At 40.7% G+C, this 19,666-nt stretch carries 17 protein-coding genes, 1 tRNA gene and 1 rRNA gene; 8 read left to right on the plus strand and 11 right to left on the minus strand.

Annotated features, from left to right (window positions below; genetic code table 11):
* The 10 genes from ACW6PM_RS13050 to dnaA all read right to left on the minus strand — a co-directional run.
* A 16S ribosomal RNA gene (locus ACW6PM_RS13050) occupies nt 1-77 on the minus strand; the annotation flags it as partial.
* A 332-nt stretch (nt 78-409) separates the two neighbouring features.
* Nucleotides 410-497: transfer RNA gene (locus tag ACW6PM_RS13055), tRNA-Ser, on the minus strand.
* Nucleotides 498-589: 92 nt separating this feature from the next.
* Nucleotides 590-1,141 (minus strand): Fe-S-containing hydro-lyase, encoded by a 552-nt coding sequence (locus ACW6PM_RS13060; RefSeq protein WP_118258058.1) that lies wholly within the window; start codon nt 1,139-1,141, stop codon nt 590-592.
* A 154-nt stretch (nt 1,142-1,295) separates the two neighbouring features.
* A complete protein-coding gene (locus tag ACW6PM_RS13065; RefSeq protein ID WP_456057422.1) occupies nt 1,296-2,141 on the minus strand; it encodes a fumarate hydratase in 846 nt (281 codons plus the stop codon).
* A 455-nt stretch (nt 2,142-2,596) separates the two neighbouring features.
* Nucleotides 2,597-5,155 (minus strand): DNA gyrase subunit A, encoded by a 2,559-nt coding sequence (gyrA, locus tag ACW6PM_RS13070; protein WP_456057423.1) that lies wholly within the window; start codon nt 5,153-5,155, stop codon nt 2,597-2,599.
* Nucleotides 5,156-5,173: 18 nt separating this feature from the next.
* Nucleotides 5,174-7,111, minus strand: a complete 1,938-nt coding sequence (gyrB, locus tag ACW6PM_RS13075; protein ID WP_117686663.1) for a DNA topoisomerase (ATP-hydrolyzing) subunit B — start codon at nt 7,109-7,111, stop codon at nt 5,174-5,176.
* Nucleotides 7,104-8,192, minus strand: a complete 1,089-nt coding sequence (gene recF / locus ACW6PM_RS13080) for a DNA replication/repair protein RecF (protein ID WP_118371002.1) — start codon at nt 8,190-8,192, stop codon at nt 7,104-7,106. Before recF ends, gyrB begins: the two co-directional genes overlap by 8 nt.
* Nucleotides 8,192-8,407: an RNA-binding S4 domain-containing protein gene (locus ACW6PM_RS13085; protein WP_012740938.1), complete on the minus strand. Its 216-nt coding sequence runs from the start codon at nt 8,405-8,407 to the stop codon at nt 8,192-8,194. The genes recF and ACW6PM_RS13085 overlap by 1 nt, the downstream gene beginning before the upstream one ends.
* Nucleotides 8,408-8,415: 8 nt before the next feature.
* On the minus strand, nt 8,416-9,528 hold the full coding sequence (dnaN, locus tag ACW6PM_RS13090) for a DNA polymerase III subunit beta (protein WP_308651501.1): 1,113 nt from the start codon (nt 9,526-9,528) through the stop codon (nt 8,416-8,418).
* A gap of 285 nt (nt 9,529-9,813) precedes the next feature.
* A complete protein-coding gene (gene dnaA, locus ACW6PM_RS13095; protein WP_306774791.1) occupies nt 9,814-11,175 on the minus strand; it encodes a chromosomal replication initiator protein DnaA in 1,362 nt (453 codons plus the stop codon).
* Between the two features lie 437 nt (nt 11,176-11,612).
* Between dnaA and rpmH the strand changes: the two genes are divergently transcribed.
* From rpmH to rsmG, 8 genes are all read left to right on the plus strand, one after another.
* The gene (gene rpmH, locus ACW6PM_RS13100; protein WP_012744420.1) at nt 11,613-11,747 is read left to right on the plus strand and encodes a 50S ribosomal protein L34; all 135 of its coding nucleotides are present in this window, start codon (nt 11,613-11,615) and stop codon (nt 11,745-11,747) included.
* A 58-nt stretch (nt 11,748-11,805) separates the two neighbouring features.
* The gene (gene rnpA, locus ACW6PM_RS13105; protein ID WP_012744419.1) at nt 11,806-12,153 is read left to right on the plus strand and encodes a ribonuclease P protein component; all 348 of its coding nucleotides are present in this window, start codon (nt 11,806-11,808) and stop codon (nt 12,151-12,153) included.
* A gap of 26 nt (nt 12,154-12,179) precedes the next feature.
* Nucleotides 12,180-12,389 carry a membrane protein insertion efficiency factor YidD gene (yidD, locus tag ACW6PM_RS13110; protein ID WP_041254763.1) on the plus strand — a complete coding sequence of 70 codons (210 nt, stop codon included), beginning with the start codon at nt 12,180-12,182 and terminating at the stop codon, nt 12,387-12,389.
* A gap of 17 nt (nt 12,390-12,406) precedes the next feature.
* Nucleotides 12,407-13,723: a YidC/Oxa1 family membrane protein insertase gene (locus ACW6PM_RS13115; RefSeq protein WP_330022125.1), complete on the plus strand. Its 1,317-nt coding sequence runs from the start codon at nt 12,407-12,409 to the stop codon at nt 13,721-13,723.
* A 12-nt stretch (nt 13,724-13,735) separates the two neighbouring features.
* Complete coding sequence (gene jag, locus ACW6PM_RS13120) at nt 13,736-14,362, plus strand: RNA-binding cell elongation regulator Jag/EloR (protein WP_012744416.1); 627 nt, start codon at nt 13,736-13,738, stop codon at nt 14,360-14,362.
* A gap of 84 nt (nt 14,363-14,446) precedes the next feature.
* Complete coding sequence (mnmE, locus tag ACW6PM_RS13125) at nt 14,447-15,823, plus strand: tRNA uridine-5-carboxymethylaminomethyl(34) synthesis GTPase MnmE (RefSeq protein ID WP_456057424.1); 1,377 nt, start codon at nt 14,447-14,449, stop codon at nt 15,821-15,823.
* Between the two features lie 6 nt (nt 15,824-15,829).
* A complete protein-coding gene (mnmG, locus tag ACW6PM_RS13130) occupies nt 15,830-17,770 on the plus strand; it encodes a tRNA uridine-5-carboxymethylaminomethyl(34) synthesis enzyme MnmG (RefSeq protein ID WP_443753676.1) in 1,941 nt (646 codons plus the stop codon).
* 16 nt (nt 17,771-17,786) lie between these two features.
* Nucleotides 17,787-18,500: a 16S rRNA (guanine(527)-N(7))-methyltransferase RsmG gene (gene rsmG / locus ACW6PM_RS13135; RefSeq protein ID WP_308651497.1), complete on the plus strand. Its 714-nt coding sequence runs from the start codon at nt 17,787-17,789 to the stop codon at nt 18,498-18,500.
* A gap of 65 nt (nt 18,501-18,565) precedes the next feature.
* On the opposite strand, the gene ACW6PM_RS13140 is transcribed toward rsmG, so the two are convergent.
* Nucleotides 18,566-19,516, minus strand: a complete 951-nt coding sequence (locus tag ACW6PM_RS13140) for an alpha/beta fold hydrolase (RefSeq protein ID WP_456057425.1) — start codon at nt 19,514-19,516, stop codon at nt 18,566-18,568.
* Between the last annotated feature and the right edge of the window lie 150 nt (nt 19,517-19,666).

Genomic DNA, 19,666 nt, shown 5'->3' on the forward strand with positions numbered 1-19,666 from the left:
AAAGTGCTTCGTTCGACTTGCATGTGTTAAGCACGCCGCCAGCGTTCATCCTGAGCCAGGATCAAACTCTCATGTTAAAAAGTTGATCTCAGTCAAGTTAAACTTGGCTAATTCGTTCATTCAGATAGAATCTGAATTTACTGTTTTAAAGGTCTTCAATTTTCATTGAAGCGTTCTGATTGATTCTCAAAATCTTTCAAGGTTTCTCACTGTTCAGTTATCAATGTTCTTTGTTTTACTCTCTTGCGACAGCTTGATTATTCTATCAAATCGCTGTTCGTTTGTCAAGCACTTTTTTTATTTTTTTGAACTCTGTTTTAAGTTCTCTGTCTTGCGACAGCTTGATTATTCTATCAAAATGTTTTTCATTTGTCAAGAACTTTTTTAATTATTTATGTAAAAGATAAAGCGGAGAAGGAGGGATTTGAACCCTCGCGCCAGTTTCCCGACCTATACCCTTAGCAGGGGCACCTCTTCGGCCACTTGAGTACTTCTCCAAAGTCTTTACATAAATTATTTAAATGTTTTACGCACTTACGTGACGCATTGTTTATTCTATAAAATTTTATTTGTTTTGTCAATAGTATTTTTATATTTTTTTAAATTCTTTTATAGAAGTCTCGTACAGATTGTTTCCTTCACTATCTATTACCACAATTACAGGGAAATCTTCCACGTAAAGCTTTCTTATTGCCTCTGCACCGAGATCGTCATAACAGATTACTTCTGATGATTTTATGCATTTTGAAAGGAGAGCGCCTGCGCCGCCGACTGCCGCAAAATAGACTGCTTTATTGCGAATTACCGCATCTATTACTTCCTTTGACCTTTTTCCCTTGCCTATCATTGCTTTTTCACCCAAATCGAGCAGTCTTGGAGCATACTTGTCCATTCTTGTTGCTGTTGTCGGTCCGGCTGAGCCAATAGGACGACCTTCTCTGGCCGGTGATGGTCCCATATAGTAAATTGTTGAATCCTTTATATCTATTGGCAGCTCCTCTTTACGGTCCAGTGCCTCTATCATTCTTTTGTGTGCAGCATCTCTTGCCACATATATTTCACCTGTTATGTATACATAGTCTCCTGATTTCAGGTCTTTTGTTATTTCCTGCGTAATTGGAGTTGTTATATGTTTTTCCATTTTTTTCTCCTGATTCTTTTATTTTTTCAGTTCATTATAACCTGTAACAATTATAGTTTTTTAATTACCATTCACATTTCAGTGTAGCTTTAACAATTACAGCTTTTTTAATTACCGTTCACGACTCATTATAACCCATAACGATAGCGGTTAATTACAATTCCTTCACTATATGGCGGTTTACATGGCAGCATATATTTACCGCAACCGGAAGTCCTGCAATGTGGGTCGGATATGTATTTATGTTTACTGCGAGGGCAGTAGTGCTTCCGCCGAGTCCTCCCGGTCCTATGCCCAGCCTGTTTATTTTTTCAAGCATCTCTTTTTCAAGCTCTGCCACATACTCTATGTCTGAATGTGTGCCTGCTTCTCTTGTCAGCGCCTTTTTTGCCATTATTGCACATTTTTCAAAGGTTCCACCGACTCCGACACCGACAACCATAGGAGGACATGCGTTTGGTCCTGCATCTGAAACTGCTGTCAGAATTGCGTTTTTTACTCCCTCTATACCATCTGCCGGCTTCAACATAAACACACGGCTCATATTTTCACTTCCAAAGCCCTTTGGTGCAAAGGTTATTTTGACCTTGTCGCCCGGAACTATTGAGTAATGGATAACTGCAGGTGTGTTGTCCTTTGTATTTTCCCTGATGAGTGGATCCTTTACCACTGATTTTCGCAGATAGCCGTCTGTGTAGCCTTGTCTGACTCCTTCATTTATGGCATCCTCCAATACGCCTCCCGTAAAATGGACATCCTGGCCTATTTCTATGAAAAAAACTGCCATTCCGGTATCCTGACATATAGGTATCATATCCTCGCCTGCTATTTTTAGGTTTTCCTGAAGCTGATTTAATATTTTTTTACCTAAAGGTGATTCTTCATTTTCTGTTGCGGCTTTTAGTGCCTTGTCCATGTCCGGCGAAAGAAAATGGTTTGCCTGTATGCACATTTCCTTTATTGTCGCTGTTATCTCTGAAACGTTTATTTCCCTGATCATTTCTTTTCCTCTCTTTTTATTCTCTGTATTAATGACTTTAATAATTATATCGTATGTATCCTTAACTATTCATAATCATCCCACTCATATTCGCAAAACTGCACAATACGCTTGCTTTGTCTACACTTTGTTTAGCTTCACTTCTATGCAGCTAATTTTTCAGTGCTTATGAATGAATAAATAGTTGTTCTTTACCACTCTTTACACCTGATTTTAAATTTCCGCAGCGTTTATCCACAATTCAATATTATTTTTTGTGTTTTTGTGGATAAGCATATATATTTTTTCGGATTATGTTTATTTGTTACCATTCAGAATCACTAAAACCGATAATATAATGCATCATGCTTGCATCTAATCAACAGATTTTCTTGTTCTCAATATGGCTGGAATAGTACCAGCACACTCACATTCGCAAAAAGCAGGATCTTATGACCCTGCTTTTATGAATTTAGTTATGCTTCTGTATTATTTTCCATAGCTTCGGCCTGTGAATTATCATTGTCTGCTGATTCTTCGTCACCGTTTTCTGAGTCGTCAGTCTCTGCTTTTTCATCCTCCGGTGGCATAAGAGTCTTATCCTCTACTACCTTTGCGATGCTTGCTACGCTCACACCTTCCTTCAGGTTGATGAGCTTGACACCTGTTGTGATTCGTCCAAGCACTGTTACATCGCTTACCTGGATTCTGATGATAATGCCCTCTGTTGTGATGAGCATGAGCTCATCATCGTTTTCAACTGATTTGACTCCTACGAGATTGCCTGATTTTTCTGTAATCTTGTAGCATTTCACGCCCTTACCGCCACGGTTTTGTGTGGTAAATTCGTCAATTCGTGTACGTTTTCCAAGTCCGTTTGATGATACTAAAAGCACTGCCTCGCCCATTGATGCTGTCTGCATTGCGATTATCACATCATTTGGTGCGAGATTCATTCCGATAACACCCATGGTTGTACGGCCTGTTGAGCGCACATCTGTCTCCTTGAATCTGATACACTGTCCGAATTTGGTGAAGAGTAAAATATCCTCTGAATTGTCTGTGACCTTGACCTCTATGAGTTTGTCGTCCTCGCGCAAATTGATTGCCGCAAGTCCGTTCTTTCGGATATTTTCATAATCCTTTATCGGTGTTTTCTTGACTATTCCGTTTCTTGTAGCCATGAACAGATACTTGTCATCCTCGTATTCTTTGATTGGAATCATGGCTGTTATTTTCTCGTCAGGCTGAAGCGGTATGAGATTGATGATGGCTGTGCCTCTTGATGTACGGCTTGCTTCCGGTATCTCATATGCCTTGATTCTGTATACTCTTCCTGTATTTGTGAAAAACATCAGGTAGTGGTGTGATGTGGTCATGAGCATCTCGACGATATAATCATCCTCGATTGTCTCCATTCCCTTTATTCCCTTGCCACCGCGGTGCTGAGCCTTGAAATTGTCAGTGCTCATGCGCTTTATGTAGCCTACCTTTGTCATTGTTATGACGGTGTTTGTCTCAGGAATGAGATCCTCCATCGACATATCATACTCGTCATAGCCTATCTCTGTCTTTCTGTCGTCGCCGTATTTATCTGCGATTGCGATGATTTCCTCCCTGATTACTCCAAGAAGCTTTTTCTCATCGGCAAGAATAGCCTTTAACTGCGCAATCTGAGCCATGAGCTCCTTATACTCAGCCTCGAGCTTTTCTCTTTCCAGACCTGTCAGAGCCCTAAGACGCATATCGACAATTGCCTGTGACTGCTCATCTGACAGACCAAATCTCTCCATCAATCTGGTCTTTGCCTGCTGTGTGGTCTGACTTGAGCGGATAATGCTTATTACCTCGTCTATGTTGTCCTGGGCAATAATGAGACCCTCTACAATATGTGCTCTGGCCTCTGCCTTGTCGAGATCAAACTTTGTACGTCTGGTAACTACATCCTTCTGGTGGATGAGATAGTAGTTGAGCAGATCGTATAGATTTAATACCTTCGGCTCTCCGTTTACGAGTGCAAGGTTTATTACTCCAAAGGTATCCTGAAGCTGTGTATGCTTGAAAAGCAGATTTAAAACCACACTCGGGTTCACATCACGGCGCAGCTCTACTACAATTCTCATTCCCTCACGGCTTGTCTCGTCGCGGAGGTCTGTTATTCCATCTATCTTTTTGTCCTTATGAAGCTCGGCTATTTTCTCAATAAGACGCGCTTTGTTTACGTTGTATGGCAGCTCTGTCACTACAATTCTGTTTTTGCCGTTTTCCATCGGCTCGATGTTGGTGACAGCACGGACTCTTATTTTGCCGCGGCCTGTTCTGTATGCCTCTTTTATGCCGCTTGTTCCGAGAATTATGCCGCCTGTAGGAAAATCCGGGCCCTTTACCACATCGATAAGCTCATCGATTGTGGTTTCTTTGTCCTCGATATCGTTGTCAATAAGGCGCACTACGGCATTGACCACTTCACGCAGATTGTGAGGTGGGATATTGGTTGCCATACCTACCGCGATTCCTGTGGTTCCGTTGACTAAAAGGTTTGGATATCTTGATGGGAGCACTGTCGGCTCTTTTTCTGTCTCATCAAAGTTTGGCTCAAAATCTACTGTATTTTTGCCAATATCCTTGATTAATTCAAGAGAAATCTTTGAGAGTCTTGCCTCTGTGTATCGCATGGCGGCTGCTCCGTCTCCATCGACAGAACCAAAGTTTCCATGACCGTCCACAAGTGTGTATCTCATAGACCAGTCCTGCGCCATATTTACGAGCGCTCCATAGATTGAGCTGTCTCCGTGTGGGTGGTATTTACCCATTGTATCACCGACAATACGCGCACATTTTCTGTGTGGCTTGTCAGGTGTATTTCCGAGCTCGACCATAGAGTAGAGTACTCGCCTCTGAACAGGCTTAAGTCCGTCCCTGACATCAGGGAGGGCACGGCTTGCAATAACGCTCATCGCATAATCTATGTAGGAGCTCTCCATTGTTTTTTTCAAATCGACCTGCTGTATCTGGTCAAAAATTTTGTCGTCCACTTAAATTACTCCTCCCTGCTAGATGTCAAGATTGGTTACATACTTGGCATTAGCTTCAATAAATTCTTTTCTTGGCTCTACTTTATCACCCATCAGTGTGGTAAATGTCACATCAAGCTCAGATGAATTTTCTCCGTCTATCATGACCTGCTTCAAAATTCTGTGCTCAGGGTCCATTGTTGTCTCCCAGAGCTGATCCGCATCCATCTCGCCAAGTCCCTTGTATCGCTGTATCTTGTTATTATTGTCACGGCCTATGTCATTTAAAATCTGCTTGAGCTCATCATCATCGTAGGCATACCATACACCCTTGTTTTTCTCCACCTTGTAAAGTGGCGGGGTAGCCAGGTATACGTGTCCCTCCTTTATCAGATCCGGCATGAATCTGTAGAGGAAGGTGAGCATGAGAGTAGCGATGTGGGCACCGTCTACATCGGCATCGGTCATGATGATTATCTTGTCGTAACGCAGCTTTGTTATATCAAAATCCTCATGGATTCCTGTTCCGAATGCTGTAATCATGGCTCTGATTTCTGCATTGTCATATATACGGTCAAGTCTTGCCTTTTCAACATTCAGTATCTTGCCTCGCAGAGGTAAAATTGCCTGTGTAGCACGACTTCTTGCTGTTTTTGCAGAGCCGCCGGCTGAATCTCCCTCGACTATGAAAATTTCGCAGTTCTTCGGATCCTTGTCTGAGCAGTCAGCAAGCTTGCCCGGCAGAGTTCCTCCGTCGAGAGAGGTCTTTCTTCTTGTCAGATCCCTTGCTTTTCTTGCTGCCTCTCTGGCTCTCTGTGCTAAAAGTGATTTCTCACAGATATTTTTGGCTACGTCAGGATTCTGCTCGAGGAAATATGTGAGCTTTTCCGATACAACAGCATCTACGGCTCCTCTGGCCTCACTGTTTCCAAGCTTCTGCTTTGTCTGTCCCTCGAACTGAGGCTCCTCAATCTTGATACTGATGATTGCGGTAAGTCCCTCACGGATATCGTCACCTGTAAGAGCAGGATCTGAATCCTTAAGTATCTTTTTCTCACGCGCATAGGCGTTGAAGGTCTTTGTCAGGGCATTTCTAAAGCCTGCAAGATGAGTACCGCCCTCAGGTGTGATTACGTTGTTTACGAAGCTGAAGGTTGAATCGTTAAACGAATCATTGTGCTGCAATGCAACCTCAACATAAACACCGTTTTGTGTTCCCTCGCAGTAGATGACCTCATCATAGAGAGCCTCCTTGCCGCGGTTAAGGTACTCGACGAACTCCTTGATTCCGCCCTCATAGTGGAATACATGATTGTGATGGCTGTTCTCACGCACGTCCTTTAAAGTAATCTTAAGTCCCTTTGTGAGGAAGGCTGTCTCTCTGAGACGCTGCTTTAAGGTATCGTAATCATACACTGTCTCCTCAAAAATCTCCGGATCCGGCAGGAAATGCACCTTTGTACCGTGAAGCGACTCGTCACACTGTCCAACAATCTTTACAGTATCGTCGGTTTTGCCGCGCTTGTAGCTTTGTCTGTAAATATTTCCGTCCTTGTAGACCTCAACTGTCAGCCATGTGGAAAGAGCATTTACTACAGATGCACCAACTCCGTGCAGACCGCCTGATACCTTGTAGCCTCCACCACCGAATTTACCACCTGCGTGAAGCACTGTAAAAACGACCTCAAGTGCTGATTTTTTTGCTTTATGATTGGTTCCAACCGGGATTCCTCGTCCATCATCCTGTACTGTTATGGAATTGTCCTCCTCGATTGTGACCTCGATATTTTTACAATAACCGGCTAAGGCCTCATCAACTGCATTGTCCACTATCTCGTAAACCAGATGATGAAGTCCTCTCGAAGACGTACTGCCGATATACATACCCGGTCTTTTTCTGACCGCCTCAAGACCCTCAAGTATCTGAATCTGGTCAGCTCCGTATTCCTGATTGTTCTGCTGTATTTCTTTACTCATCAATAACCTCCACCTGGCCCTTCACGACATGAAAGACCTTGTCCACCTGAAATCTATTTTTTACAAATTCATCAAGTCCCGTACAAGTGATAATGGTCTGTGTATCACTTAAGCTGTTGAGCAGATAGTTCTGCCTGTTGCCATCCAGCTCCGAAAGCACATCATCCAGTAAAAGCACGGGAGTGCTGTTTATATTTTTCTTCACAAGACTAATCTCAGAAAGCTTGAGCGAGAGAGCAGATGTCCTCTGCTGACCCTGCGAGCCGTATTTTCTGATATCCACACCATCCACCGAAAAAAGCATATCGTCCCTGTGCGGTCCGACAGTTGTCTGGCACAGCTTTAAATCCCTGCTTCTTGCCTTAAGCAGCTCGTCCTCGAAAAAAATATCATCAATGTTTGGCTCATATTTGAGTATAAGCTGCTCCCTGCCTCCTGAAATATTGCTGTGAATGTCCTGTATTATCTCATTTAGCTCATTAACAAACTCGCGCCTCTTTTTTATAACATGCCTGCCATACTCAAGAAGCTGCATATCCCACACCTGAAGTGTATCAATCAAATCAGGTCTGTAAGCTATATCCTTTAACAGTCTGTTTCGCTGAACCAATGTCTTATTATACTTACTCAGGTTAGACAGATATATTTTGTCAAGCTGGCAAAGCTCCAAATCTATAAATCTGCGCCTCTCGGCAGGACCGTTTTTTATGATATTAAGGTCCTCAGGCGAGAAAAACACAATATTCAAAATGCCAAACAGCTCACTCGCCTTTTTTATTGGCATTTTATTGATGGCCACACCCTTTGCACCGTTTTTACGCAGATGCATGTCAATCCGGTATTCCTTGTCGTTTTTTTCGACAATTGTCCTGATATGTGCCTCATCCTCGCCAAACCTGATCATTTCCTTGTCCTTGCTGCCCTTGTGCGACTTTGTAGTGCCGCTTAAATATGCAGCCTCAAGTATATTGGTCTTGCCCTGGGCATTATCGCCGTAGATTATGTTGGTTTCACTGTCAAAGCTGATATCCAGTTTTTCGTAATTTCTGAAATTACTCAGTTGGATTGACTTAATAATCATTATTTAACAACCTTAACTGTTTCGCCGTCATATGAGAAAACATCTCCGTCGTGAAGCTTTTTCCCTCTCTGAAGCTCAGTCTCACCGTTTACAGTCACCTGACCATCCTGAATAACAATTTTTGCCTCAACTCCCGAGCTCACAAGGTCGGCCTTTTTAAGAGCCTGTCCCAGCTTAATGAACTCATCCTGTTCTCTTATAGAAATCTGTTTCATAAAATCTCCTAGTTTGCTGCTGTATTAAAATTTACCGGAAGAATGAGGTAAATGAACTTGCCCTCATCATCCTTAATGAAGCATGGTGCCTTTGGATTGACCATGTATAAATTAACCTCTTCCTCATCGATAACACGAAGTGCATCTATGAAGAACTTAGGATTAAAGCCTATCATAATATCTTTTCCGTCTTTGTCGATATCGATGTCCTCATTCATGGAACCGATAAACGAATTGATGCGAAGCTCCATATTGCCATCTGTAATATTCATGATAATCGGCTTCTTATCTCCCTCCTTGACAAGAAGAGTAGCACGGTCGATACAGTCAAGAAGCTCACGCTTATTGATGCGAACCTTTGTGTCGTAGTCAGATGAAAGCATCTGGTCAATCTTAAAGTACTCACCCTCTATGAGGCGTGATACAACGGTAGTCTCATCAAACTCAAAAACAATATGATTATTGGTGATGTATATAACAACATCCTCATCCGCTGAACCCGGAATAATCTTGCTTATTTCCTGCAGAGTCTTGCCCGGTACAACAACCTTCTTGCTGTCATAGTGATTTTTCATCTCGATATATCTGATAGAAATTCTGTGTCCGTCAAGTGAAACAACACGAAGCTTATTTTCCTCAATCTCAAAAAGCTCACCTGTCATCAGCTTATTGTTGTCATTGTCGGCAATTGAGAAAATAGTCTGTCTGATAACCTCCTTAAGGGTAAACTGTGAGAGGACAATAGACTCATTTCTCTCAACATATGGTATGTAAGAGAAATCATCACCTGATTTTCCGATGATATTGAACTTGGCCTTCTCACAAGATATGACTGTCTTAAAGGAAGCATCTGTCTCTATTGTTACGTCACTGTCAGGAAGCTTTCTCACTATTTCTGAAAAAATCTTGGCATCAAGAGCGATAACTCCTCTCTCTTCAATAGTTCCGTCTATGATTGTTTCAATTCCAAGCTCCATATCGTTGGCCATAAGCTTAATCTCGTTTGCAGATGCATCAATCAGTATACACTCGAGAATTGCCATGGTAGTACGTGTAGGTACTGCCTTCGATACGATATTAACACCTTTCAGTAAATTTGCTTTTGAACAAATAAGTTTCATTTAGAAAAACTCCTTCCTGCGCGTATATATAAATATTTAAAAGATATTCGTAATCTTCTTCTTAGGGGATGTTAAAAAGTTCAAAACCCCTTCAAAGCCTTTAAAGACAAGCTTTAAGCGGCTTGATAACTTGCTTAAAAGCCTGTTGAAGTAAAAATGATAAAAATTGATAACTTTTTATTCACTTTCCTTCAACCTGTCATTAACATGCTCATGTGGAAATAAAAGCAAGGTTATAACCAAATTATTAACATGCAAATGAGCACATATATAAATAGGTAGAAACTAATTTGGATTAATCTTTTTCTTGATAGTTTCTATGAGAGTACGTGTACTGTCATTTTCCTCGTAATCCTTGGTGACCTTCTTGATGCCGTGGATGATAGTAGAGTGGTCTCTGCCACCCAAAAGCTGGCCGATTACATCAAGTGAATCTGAGGTCATGGTCTTGCAGAGGTACATGGCAATCTGCCTTGGACGTGCAATCTCGCTGCTTCTGGTCTTTGAAATCATCTGGTCAACAGAGATGTGGAAATGCTCCGAAACGACCTCGATGATGAGCTGTGCAGTGATTTCCCTAGGCTTGTCCGGTGTGATGATGTTGGAAAGCTCCCTCTCTGCGATATCCATAGTAATGTGAGTATGCTCGAGATTGTGGAAGGCTAAAAGCTTGTTTAAGGCCCCCTCAAGCTCACGGATGTTGGAGCTGATGTTTGAAGCAATGTAGTTTAAGATATCATCATCTATATCAAAATTGTCAGTCTCAGCCTTTTTACGGAGGATAGCCATCCTCGTCTCATAGTCAGGAGTACCTATATCAGCCATCAGTCCCCACTCGAAACGTGAGCGGATGCGCTCCTCGAGAGTCTCCATCTCCTTAGGCGGCTTATCAGAGGTAAGGATAATCTGCTTGCCCTGTGTCTGCAGTGTGTTGAAGGTGTGGAAAAACTCCTCCTGGGTACTTTCCTTTCCTATGATGAACTGGATATCATCAATCATGAGCACATCTACAGTCCTGTATTTGTCACGGAACTTTGTCATGGCGGAGGAATTACCGTTACGGATAGACTCGATAACCTCGTTGGTAAACTCCTCTGAAGTAACGTAGAGCACCTTTGTATCAGGATTCTGGTCAATGATGAAATGACCTATTGAATGCATAAGGTGAGTCTTGCCAAGTCCAGGACCACCATATATATATAGCGGATTGTATGCTTCGCCCGGGCTTTCTGCCACTGCAAGGGAAGCAGAGTGGGCAAACCTGTTATTGTTACCTACGACAAAGGTGTCGAAGGTATAGTTAGGGTTTAAGTTTGAGTGATCTCCCTTTACAGGAGCCTGAGGCTCAAGCTGCGTGGTATCGTTGTTTTTAAACTTAAGGCTCTGCGCCTGATCCGGCAGAATAAACTGGATATCATACTCGACACCTGTCACCTCACCTATAGCTACCTTAAGAGGAAGATAATATTTCTTGTTGATATAGCTGAGCCCCATCTGCTCAGACGGAACGAGAATATACAGTGTATTGCCGTCTATGGCGAACACCTCAAGCGGTTTTATCCACGTATTAAAGGAAACGTCTGTCAGACCATGCTCGTCCTTGACCATCTGTAGTATTTCATTCCACTTTTCCATTACTTTATCCATCAAAGTTCTCCATTATTTAACATATAAAGAGTATATTATGGGAATGTTCTCCACAATCCCATACATACTATATAGTACACTATTTTTGGCATTTAAGCAATGTAAAAAGATTGACAAAAATACTTTATTCACATTTATTAACTACAATTATACAAAGTTACCCACATGTTATTCACATATTGTGGATAACTTTTTGATATCTTGATAACTTTCCACAATATGTTGGTCGCAGCATGCGGTTTATATCTAAATATAGACGGTTATCAAGAATTATTATATATATAGAAGAAACTCGTTTTCCACATTTTTGTTGTGGAATGTAAACCGGTGAAAAAATATATGTAGAAATTTAAAGAAAATTGAGAAAATCCTTGACACAACAGGAATTTTTGTTATAATTATACCGATGTTTTTTAACGTAAAGGAGGTGGATATATATGAAGATGACATTCCAACCTAAGAAGAGACAGAGAGCAAAAGTTCATGGATTCAGACAGAGAATGAAAACTGCTGGCGGAAGAAAAGTAATCGCAGCCAGAAGATTAAAAGGAAGAAAAAAATTATCAGCATAGGCCACAATTTTTGTGGTCTTTTCTTCATTTTTGATTGTTTTTAGAAGGACAGCGTCAAATGAAATTTTCAGATTCGTTGAAAAAAAACAAGGATTTTCAGAATGTATATAATAACGGTGTATCATTTGCTAACAGGTACCTCGTTATGTATGTTCTGAAAAATAACACAGAAAATAATCGTATAGGTATATCAGTTAGCAAAAAAGTTGGAAATAGTGTTATTAGACATCATATTACTCGTCTCGTGAGAGAGAGCTACAGACTACATGAGGACATGTTCGATAGTGGTTTGGACATCGTAGTCATCGCAAGAGTTGCGGCACGGCATGTGGGTTACAAGGAAATAGAAAGTGCTGTTTTACATCTTGGAGGTCTTCACAGGATTATTAAGAAACAAAATATTTGAATAATGAAAAAGAAGATGGAATCGTTTTGAAAAGTATCTTAATATTTTTGATTAAATTTTATAGGAAGTATATTTCCCCGATGAAATCAACGAAATGCCCATATTGTCCGACCTGCTCTGAGTATGGTTTACAGGCTGTGCAAAAGTACGGTGCCATAAAGGGTGGTCTGCTTGCGGCATGGAGGATATTGAGATGTAATCCTTTTTCAAAGGGTGGGTATGATCCGGTTCCATAGCAGCAATGGAGGTTTTTATGTCGGACATTTTATTAACCGCATATCCAGGCTCTATTCTTGGACCAATCGCCAAGCTTCTCGGTATGCTGATGGATTGGATATACAGCGGTATATCTGATATCACAGGTGGAAGAGTTGAGAGCGTTGTACTCAGTATCGTAATTATTACGATCATAATCTATATGTGTCTGTTGCCACTGACTATTAAGCAGCAGAAGTTTTCTAAGCTATCACAGAAAATGCAGCCTGAGATGCAGGCTATCCAGGCTAAATATAAAGACAAAAAGGATCAGGCTTCAATGATGGCCATGCAGGAGGAGACACAGCTTTTATACCAGAAGTATGGTATTTCTCCGATGGGAAGCTGTGTGCAGATGCTTATACAGATGCCTATTCTGCTTGCGCTGTACCGTGTATTTTACAATATTCCTGCATATCTGAGCGGAGTTAAGGGCTCTTTTACAGGGCTTGTTGATTCTATTCAGCAGACAAGCGGATATCAGGATACTCTTGTAAAGCTGATGGATAAGTATAATGTTGTCACATCAAGCGGTCTTAACGCTTCAAATGCGGCTTCAAAGCTTGCAGATGCAAGTGGTGATACTTTAAGCAATTATATCATTGATATCCTTTATAAGCTTCCTTCAAAGGGCTGGGATGCTCTTATGGACGGTAAGTTTTTTGATGGTATCCAGAGCGCAGTTGAGAAGACACATGATGCGTTACTGCATTTCAATTACTTTTTGGGACTAAATATCTCAGATACACCTTGGTATATCATAAAGAGCAACTTTACGGACAAGCCTGATAAGTGGTTACTTTTTGTAATACTTGCACTGCTTATTCCGGTACTGTCATATCTGACACAGATGCTCAATATCAAGCTCATGCCACAGGCTACAAACGGCAATGACCAGATGGCAAGCCAGATGAAGATGATGAATCTCATGATGCCACTTATATCATTATTTTTCTGCTTCACTGTTCCTGTAGGTCTTGGTTTTTATTGGATTTTCTCAGCACTTGTAAGAGGTGTACAGCAGTTCTTCGTCAACAGACATATTGAGAATCTTGATCTTGAGGCTGTTATGGCAAAGAACGAGGAAAAGGCAAAGAAGAAGAGAGAAAAAATGGGACTGTCTGAGGATTATATAAAGAAGGCAGCTCAGATTAAGACAAAGTCAATTGACAGCAAGGCAAACGTATCTGCATCAGCAGACACAGAGGAGAAGCTTGCAAAGGCCGCTGAGTACAAGGCTAATGCAAAGGCAGGATCACTTGCTTCAAAGGCTAATATGGTTAAAGAGTTTAATGAACGTAATTCACGTAAATAGGGGGAGAAAATAGTGGAATACATTGAAGTATCTGCAAAAACAATTGACGATGCTTTGACAGAGGCATCTATTAAACTTGGAACAACAAGCGACAAGCTCGAGTATGAGGTAATTGATAAGGGAAGCAATGGTTTCCTTGGAATTGGCAGCCGTGATGCTGTTATCAAGGTTAAAAAGGCCGAGGCAAGTGTTGAGGATGAGATTCGTGAATTCCTTGACAGTGTGTTTAAGGCAATGAAGCTTGAGGTTACTATTGATATCAAAGTGGATGAGGACAACAGAAATGTTGATGTTGAGCTTAACGGACCTGAGATGGGCGTTTTAATCGGCAAGAGAGGTCAGACTCTCGATTCACTCCAGTACCTTACAAATCTTGCTATCAATAAGCAGTCTGAGAATTACTACAGAGTAAAGATTGATACTGAGGATTACAGAAAGAGAAGAAGAGAGACACTTGAGAACCTTGCCAAGAATATTTCATTCAAGGTTAAGCGTACAAAGAGACCTGTTTCTCTTGAGCCGATGAATCCTTTTGAGAGAAGAGTGATTCATTCTGCACTTCAGAATGACAGATTTGTTGAAACACACAGCGAGGGTGATGAGCCTTACAGACATGTTGTTGTGACACTTAAGAAATAATAGATAATAATTTATTAAAAGGGTATCTGGTTTCAGGTATCCTTTTTGAATATATATTATATTAGGATTTTTGAGGAATTTCATATGCAAAATGATACAATAGCAGCTATTGCCACAGCTATGTCTCCGTCCGGAATCGGAATTATCAGGATAAGCGGAGATGATGCACTTTCGGTAATAGACAGGATTTATAGAAGCAACAATAATAAAACGAAAATAAGCGCCTGTCAGTCACACACTATTCATTATGGTTTTATATATGACGGCGATGAGAAAATAGATGAGGTTATGGTGCTTTTGATGAAGGCGCCCAATACATACACGAGGGAGGACACTGTGGAGATAGACTGCCACGGTGGTGTGTATGTGATGAAGAGAGTGCTTGAAGCGGTAATAAAAAACGGAGCAAGACCTGCAGAGCCCGGCGAGTTTACTAAAAGGGCATTTTTAAACGGCAGGATTGATTTATCACAGGCAGAATCTGTCATAGATGTAATCAATTCAAAAAATGATTTTGCGCTCAAAAGCTCCTTAAGTCAGCTTAATGGAGCCGTGCTTGGAAGCATCAGGCAGATAAGAGAGCAGCTTTTGCATGAGATTGCATTTATTGAGTCGGCACTTGACGACCCTGAACACATTTCTCTGGATGGTTATCCACAAAAACTACGTGCAATTGTGGATAACGAGTATACGGAGATAGATGGTCTGTTAAAAACCTCGGATAATGGCAGGATTCTGAAGGAAGGAATAAACACAGTAATCATTGGAAAGCCAAATGCCGGAAAGTCATCTCTTTTAAATGTGCTTGTCGGAAGTGACAGAGCAATTGTCACGGATATAGCCGGAACTACGAGAGATGTGCTTGAGGAGCAGATTAATATTGGTGGAATCACTTTAAATCTAGTTGACACTGCAGGAATCAGAAGCACTGAGGATGTTGTTGAAAAAATTGGTGTGAAAAAGGCTATGGAGCATGCAGATGAAGCCGATTTAATCATATATGTCGTTGACTCGTCCGTGGCACTTGATGATAATGATTATGATATTATCAATTTCATTAAAGATAAAAAGGCAGTTGTTTTACTAAATAAGTCGGATCTGGCATCAAAGGTGTCGGCAGATGATATTAAAAAGCTTGTGGATAAAACGGTTATTTCGATTTCTGCGAAGGAAAGCTTGGGAATAGATGAGCTTTCTGATACAATAAAGGAAATGTTTTTTGATGGACAGGTCTCATTCAATGATGAGATTTATATCACAAATATCAGGCACAAAAAACTATTGTCAGATGCTAAGGAAAGTCTTAAGCTTGTTATGAACAGTATAGATGATGACATGCCGGAGGATTTTTATTCGATTGATTTGATGAGTGCGTATGAGTCGCTCGGACTCATAATCGGAGAATCGGTTGAGGATGATCTGATGGATGAGATATTCAGTAAATTTTGTATGGGAAAGTAGGCAGTTATGTGCAGTAAGTTTGTTGAAGAAAATTATGATGTAGTTGTAGTTGGTGCAGGACATGCGGGCTGTGAGGCAGCACTTGCGTGTGCCAGACTTGGGCTTGAGACTATTGTTTTCACGGTAAGCGTGGACAGTATAGCGCTCATGCCATGTAATCCTAATATCGGTGGAAGCTCGAAGGGACATCTCGTCAGGGAGATAGATGCTCTTGGCGGTGAGATGGGAAAAAACATAGACAAGACCTTTATCCAGTCAAAGATGTTAAATAAATCAAAGGGACCGGCTGTTCATTCTCTCCGCGCGCAGGCAGATAAAGCGGAATATAGTATGGAAATGAGAAAAACTCTTCAGAATACTGACCATCTGACCATCAGACAGGGGGAGGTATCTGAGATTGTTACCGATGAGGATAACAATATAGTCGGTGCAAAAACCACTTCGGGAGCTTTATACCATTGTAAAGCGATCGTGCTGTGTACCGGCACATATTTAAGAGCAAGATGCTTAACCGGCGAGATGATCACACATACAGGTCCGAACGGACTTCTGGCAGCAAATCATCTGACGCAGTCGCTTATAGATCACGGAATTGAGATGCGCAGATTCAAAACAGGAACTCCTGCCCGTGTAGATAAGAGAAGCCTTGATTTTTCCAAGATGGAGGAGCAGTTCGGTGACGAGAGGGTAGTGCCATTTTCATTTACCACTGATCCTGAAAGCGTGCAGATTGATCAGGTTTCATGCTGGCTTACATATACGAATAGTAAGACTCATGAGATTATCAGAAATAATCTCGACCGTTCACCAATTTATGCAGGTATCATAGAGGGAACAGGTCCGAGGTATTGTCCTTCAATAGAGGATAAGGTGGTCAAGTTTGCTGAGAAGGAAAGACATCAGATATTTATTGAGCCGGAGGGATTAAACACAAACGAGATGTATGTCGGAGGCATGTCATCATCTATGCCTGAGGATGTGCAGTATGAGATGTACCGCACCCTTCCGGGACTTGAAAATGTAAAGATTGTAAGAGATGCTTATGCCATAGAGTACGACTGTATCAATGCAAACCAGCTCTATGCATCGCTGGAATTTAAGAAAATACACGGTCTGTTCAGCGGCGGACAGTTCAACGGCTCATCAGGATATGAGGAGGCAGCCTGTCAGGGACTTATCGCCGGCATCAATGCAGCCATGAAGATACTTGGCAAAAAGCCACTTATACTTGACAGGTCAGAAGCATATATAGGTGTATTGATAGATGATCTGGTCACTAAGAAAAATAGAGAACCTTACCGCATGATGACTTCAAGAGCGGAATATCGTCTCCTTTTAAGACAGGACAATGCAGATTTGCGTCTCACAGAGAAGGGATACGAGGTTGGTCTGATTTCAAAGGAAAGATATGACTATGTATGTAAAAAGAAAGAGCTTATTGATAAGGAAATAGAGCGAGTATCACATGTCAATATCGGCGCAAGGGCTGATGTACAGGAGATTCTAAAGAAATATAACAGTATAGAGCTGAGCAACGGAACTACACTTGAGGAGCTTATAAGAAGACCGGAGCTGGATTATGATAAGCTCGCTCCGATAGATCCTGACAGACCTAAGCTCTCTGATGACACAAGAGAACAGATTAATATTCTTATCAAGTATGCAGGGTATATTTCAAGACAGATTAAGCAGGTTTCTCATTTTAAGAAGCTTGAGAAAAAACTGTTACCTACTGATTTTGATTATAATACTATTTCAGGTCTGAGAATTGAAGCTCAGCAGAAGCTGAATGAATTTCAGCCACTCAGTATAGGCCAGGCATCCAGAATTTCAGGTGTTACACCGGCTGATATATCGGTTTTACTGGTATTTCTGGAGCAATTAAAATACTCAAATCCTGATTTATTTTCTAGGTTAAACCCAGATAATACAAGCAATGAACAATAATAATGGAGAATATAATATGAAATATGATTTCACACACTTCACTGATGAATTATCAAAAATTAAATGTACATTAAATAACTCACAATTAGAGCAATTTGAGCTATATTATGACATGCTTATTGAAAAAAACAAGGTTATGAACCTTACTGCCATCACTGATTTTGATGAGGTAATAGAAAAACACTTCCTGGATAGCTTGTTTTTGTGCCACACATTAGATTTAAACGCGGAAAAAAGTATCATAGATGTTGGAACCGGCGCAGGCTTTCCCGGTATTCCTCTTAAGATAGCTTTTCCAGAGCTTAAGATTACGTTATTAGATTCACTTAATAAGAGAGTTGGATTCTTAAATGAAGTGATTGAAGCACTTGAGCTTAAGGATATTGAGGCAGTTCATGGCAGGGCTGAGGATTTTGCCAGAGATAAGGAACACAGGGCGGCTTATGATATTTGTGTATCGAGAGCGGTTGCCAATCTGTCCACTCTGTCAGAATACTGTCTGCCGTTTGTAAAGATGGGCGGATGCTTTGTGTCATATAAATCAGGTGAGTGCGAGAGTGAGGTGGCAGATGCAAAGTCGGCCATTTATCTGTTGGGAGGAAAGCTGAATAGAATAGAGCAGTTTGGCTACTCGGATAATCATCGCTCGTTTGTCATAATTGATAAGGTTATGAATACGAGCAACAAGTATCCGAGGAAAGCCGGACTGCCTTCAAAGAAACCATTGTAAAAAACTGTTATAATTGTTGAAGAATGGTTACAGCATGTGCTTTGTTTTTTGATTGAAGTATAGAACTAATTGGTAATAATTTTTTTAATAATTGAAGCTGTCTTCTCCGGTAACTCTAACTGAGGATAAAGCTTCGCGTTTGCAATATGGATGATGTCGCATTTACTGTTTAGCTTATGGTAATTGTTGATAACATCCATATTATTTTTTATTCCTGTTGATGCTATAATTGATACATCCTTGTCCAGGTTTTTGAGAGCAGGTGCGATATTTGTATTAATGTAGTTTGATAAAATACTTGAGTAAAGATATTTGCCTCTGCTTTGTCCTTTATGGGCAGACTCGTAGTATGTGTCTTTCATCTTTTCTGATATGAGCTGACTTCTTGAAATAAACTTATTTCTGAAGAGTAAATCTACCTTGATAGGATTCATAAGCTTATTGTATATAAATGTGCCCAAAATTGGCAGATTGATGATGCGCTGTTTGAATTTGCTGCTCTTGTCTGGGATGCAGCTAAGCTGCTGTAATGATACAGGGTTTATAAGTATTATTTTGTTAAATAAATTCTTTGAAAGAGCATTTGCCATGATTACAGGAGCTGTTGACAGATTGGTGGCAGCTACTTTTACAGGTTTTCCGATTACATCATTTACAAAGGCTGTGATAATCTGGACATACAGGTAGCTTGTGTACTGGATGGAAGGCTTGTCCGAGCGGCCACATCCAAGCAAATCAATTGTGTATACGGTATTGTTCTTTGCAAGCTTTTTAGCAACTTTCGTCCATTCCTCACCGGATGCTCCGGCGTCAGTGTCGTGTATTAAAAGTATAGGCTCACCGGTTCCGATTTTAGTATAGAAGATATTTCCTTCTTTCCATTTGTAGTAGTGGCCATTGTCTATTTTTAGCGCATTTTTCCTTTCGGCATTAGAGTCAACAACTCTGTTGTAGATATGCATTCCGGCAATCACTGCAGATGTGAGGAAAAGCAGATTTTTTGTACTTTTTTTCATGTTACAACCTCCTTGTTTTTATCTGAAAAATTTGATATATTGATTTTGTATTCTTATAATAATATTATAACAAAAAAGAAGTTTTATACAATTATTTTTTATAATTGCTTTTAAATATAGTAAAAATGATATATAATTATATCGTAGATA

This window comes from Agathobacter sp. (assembly GCF_977054825.1).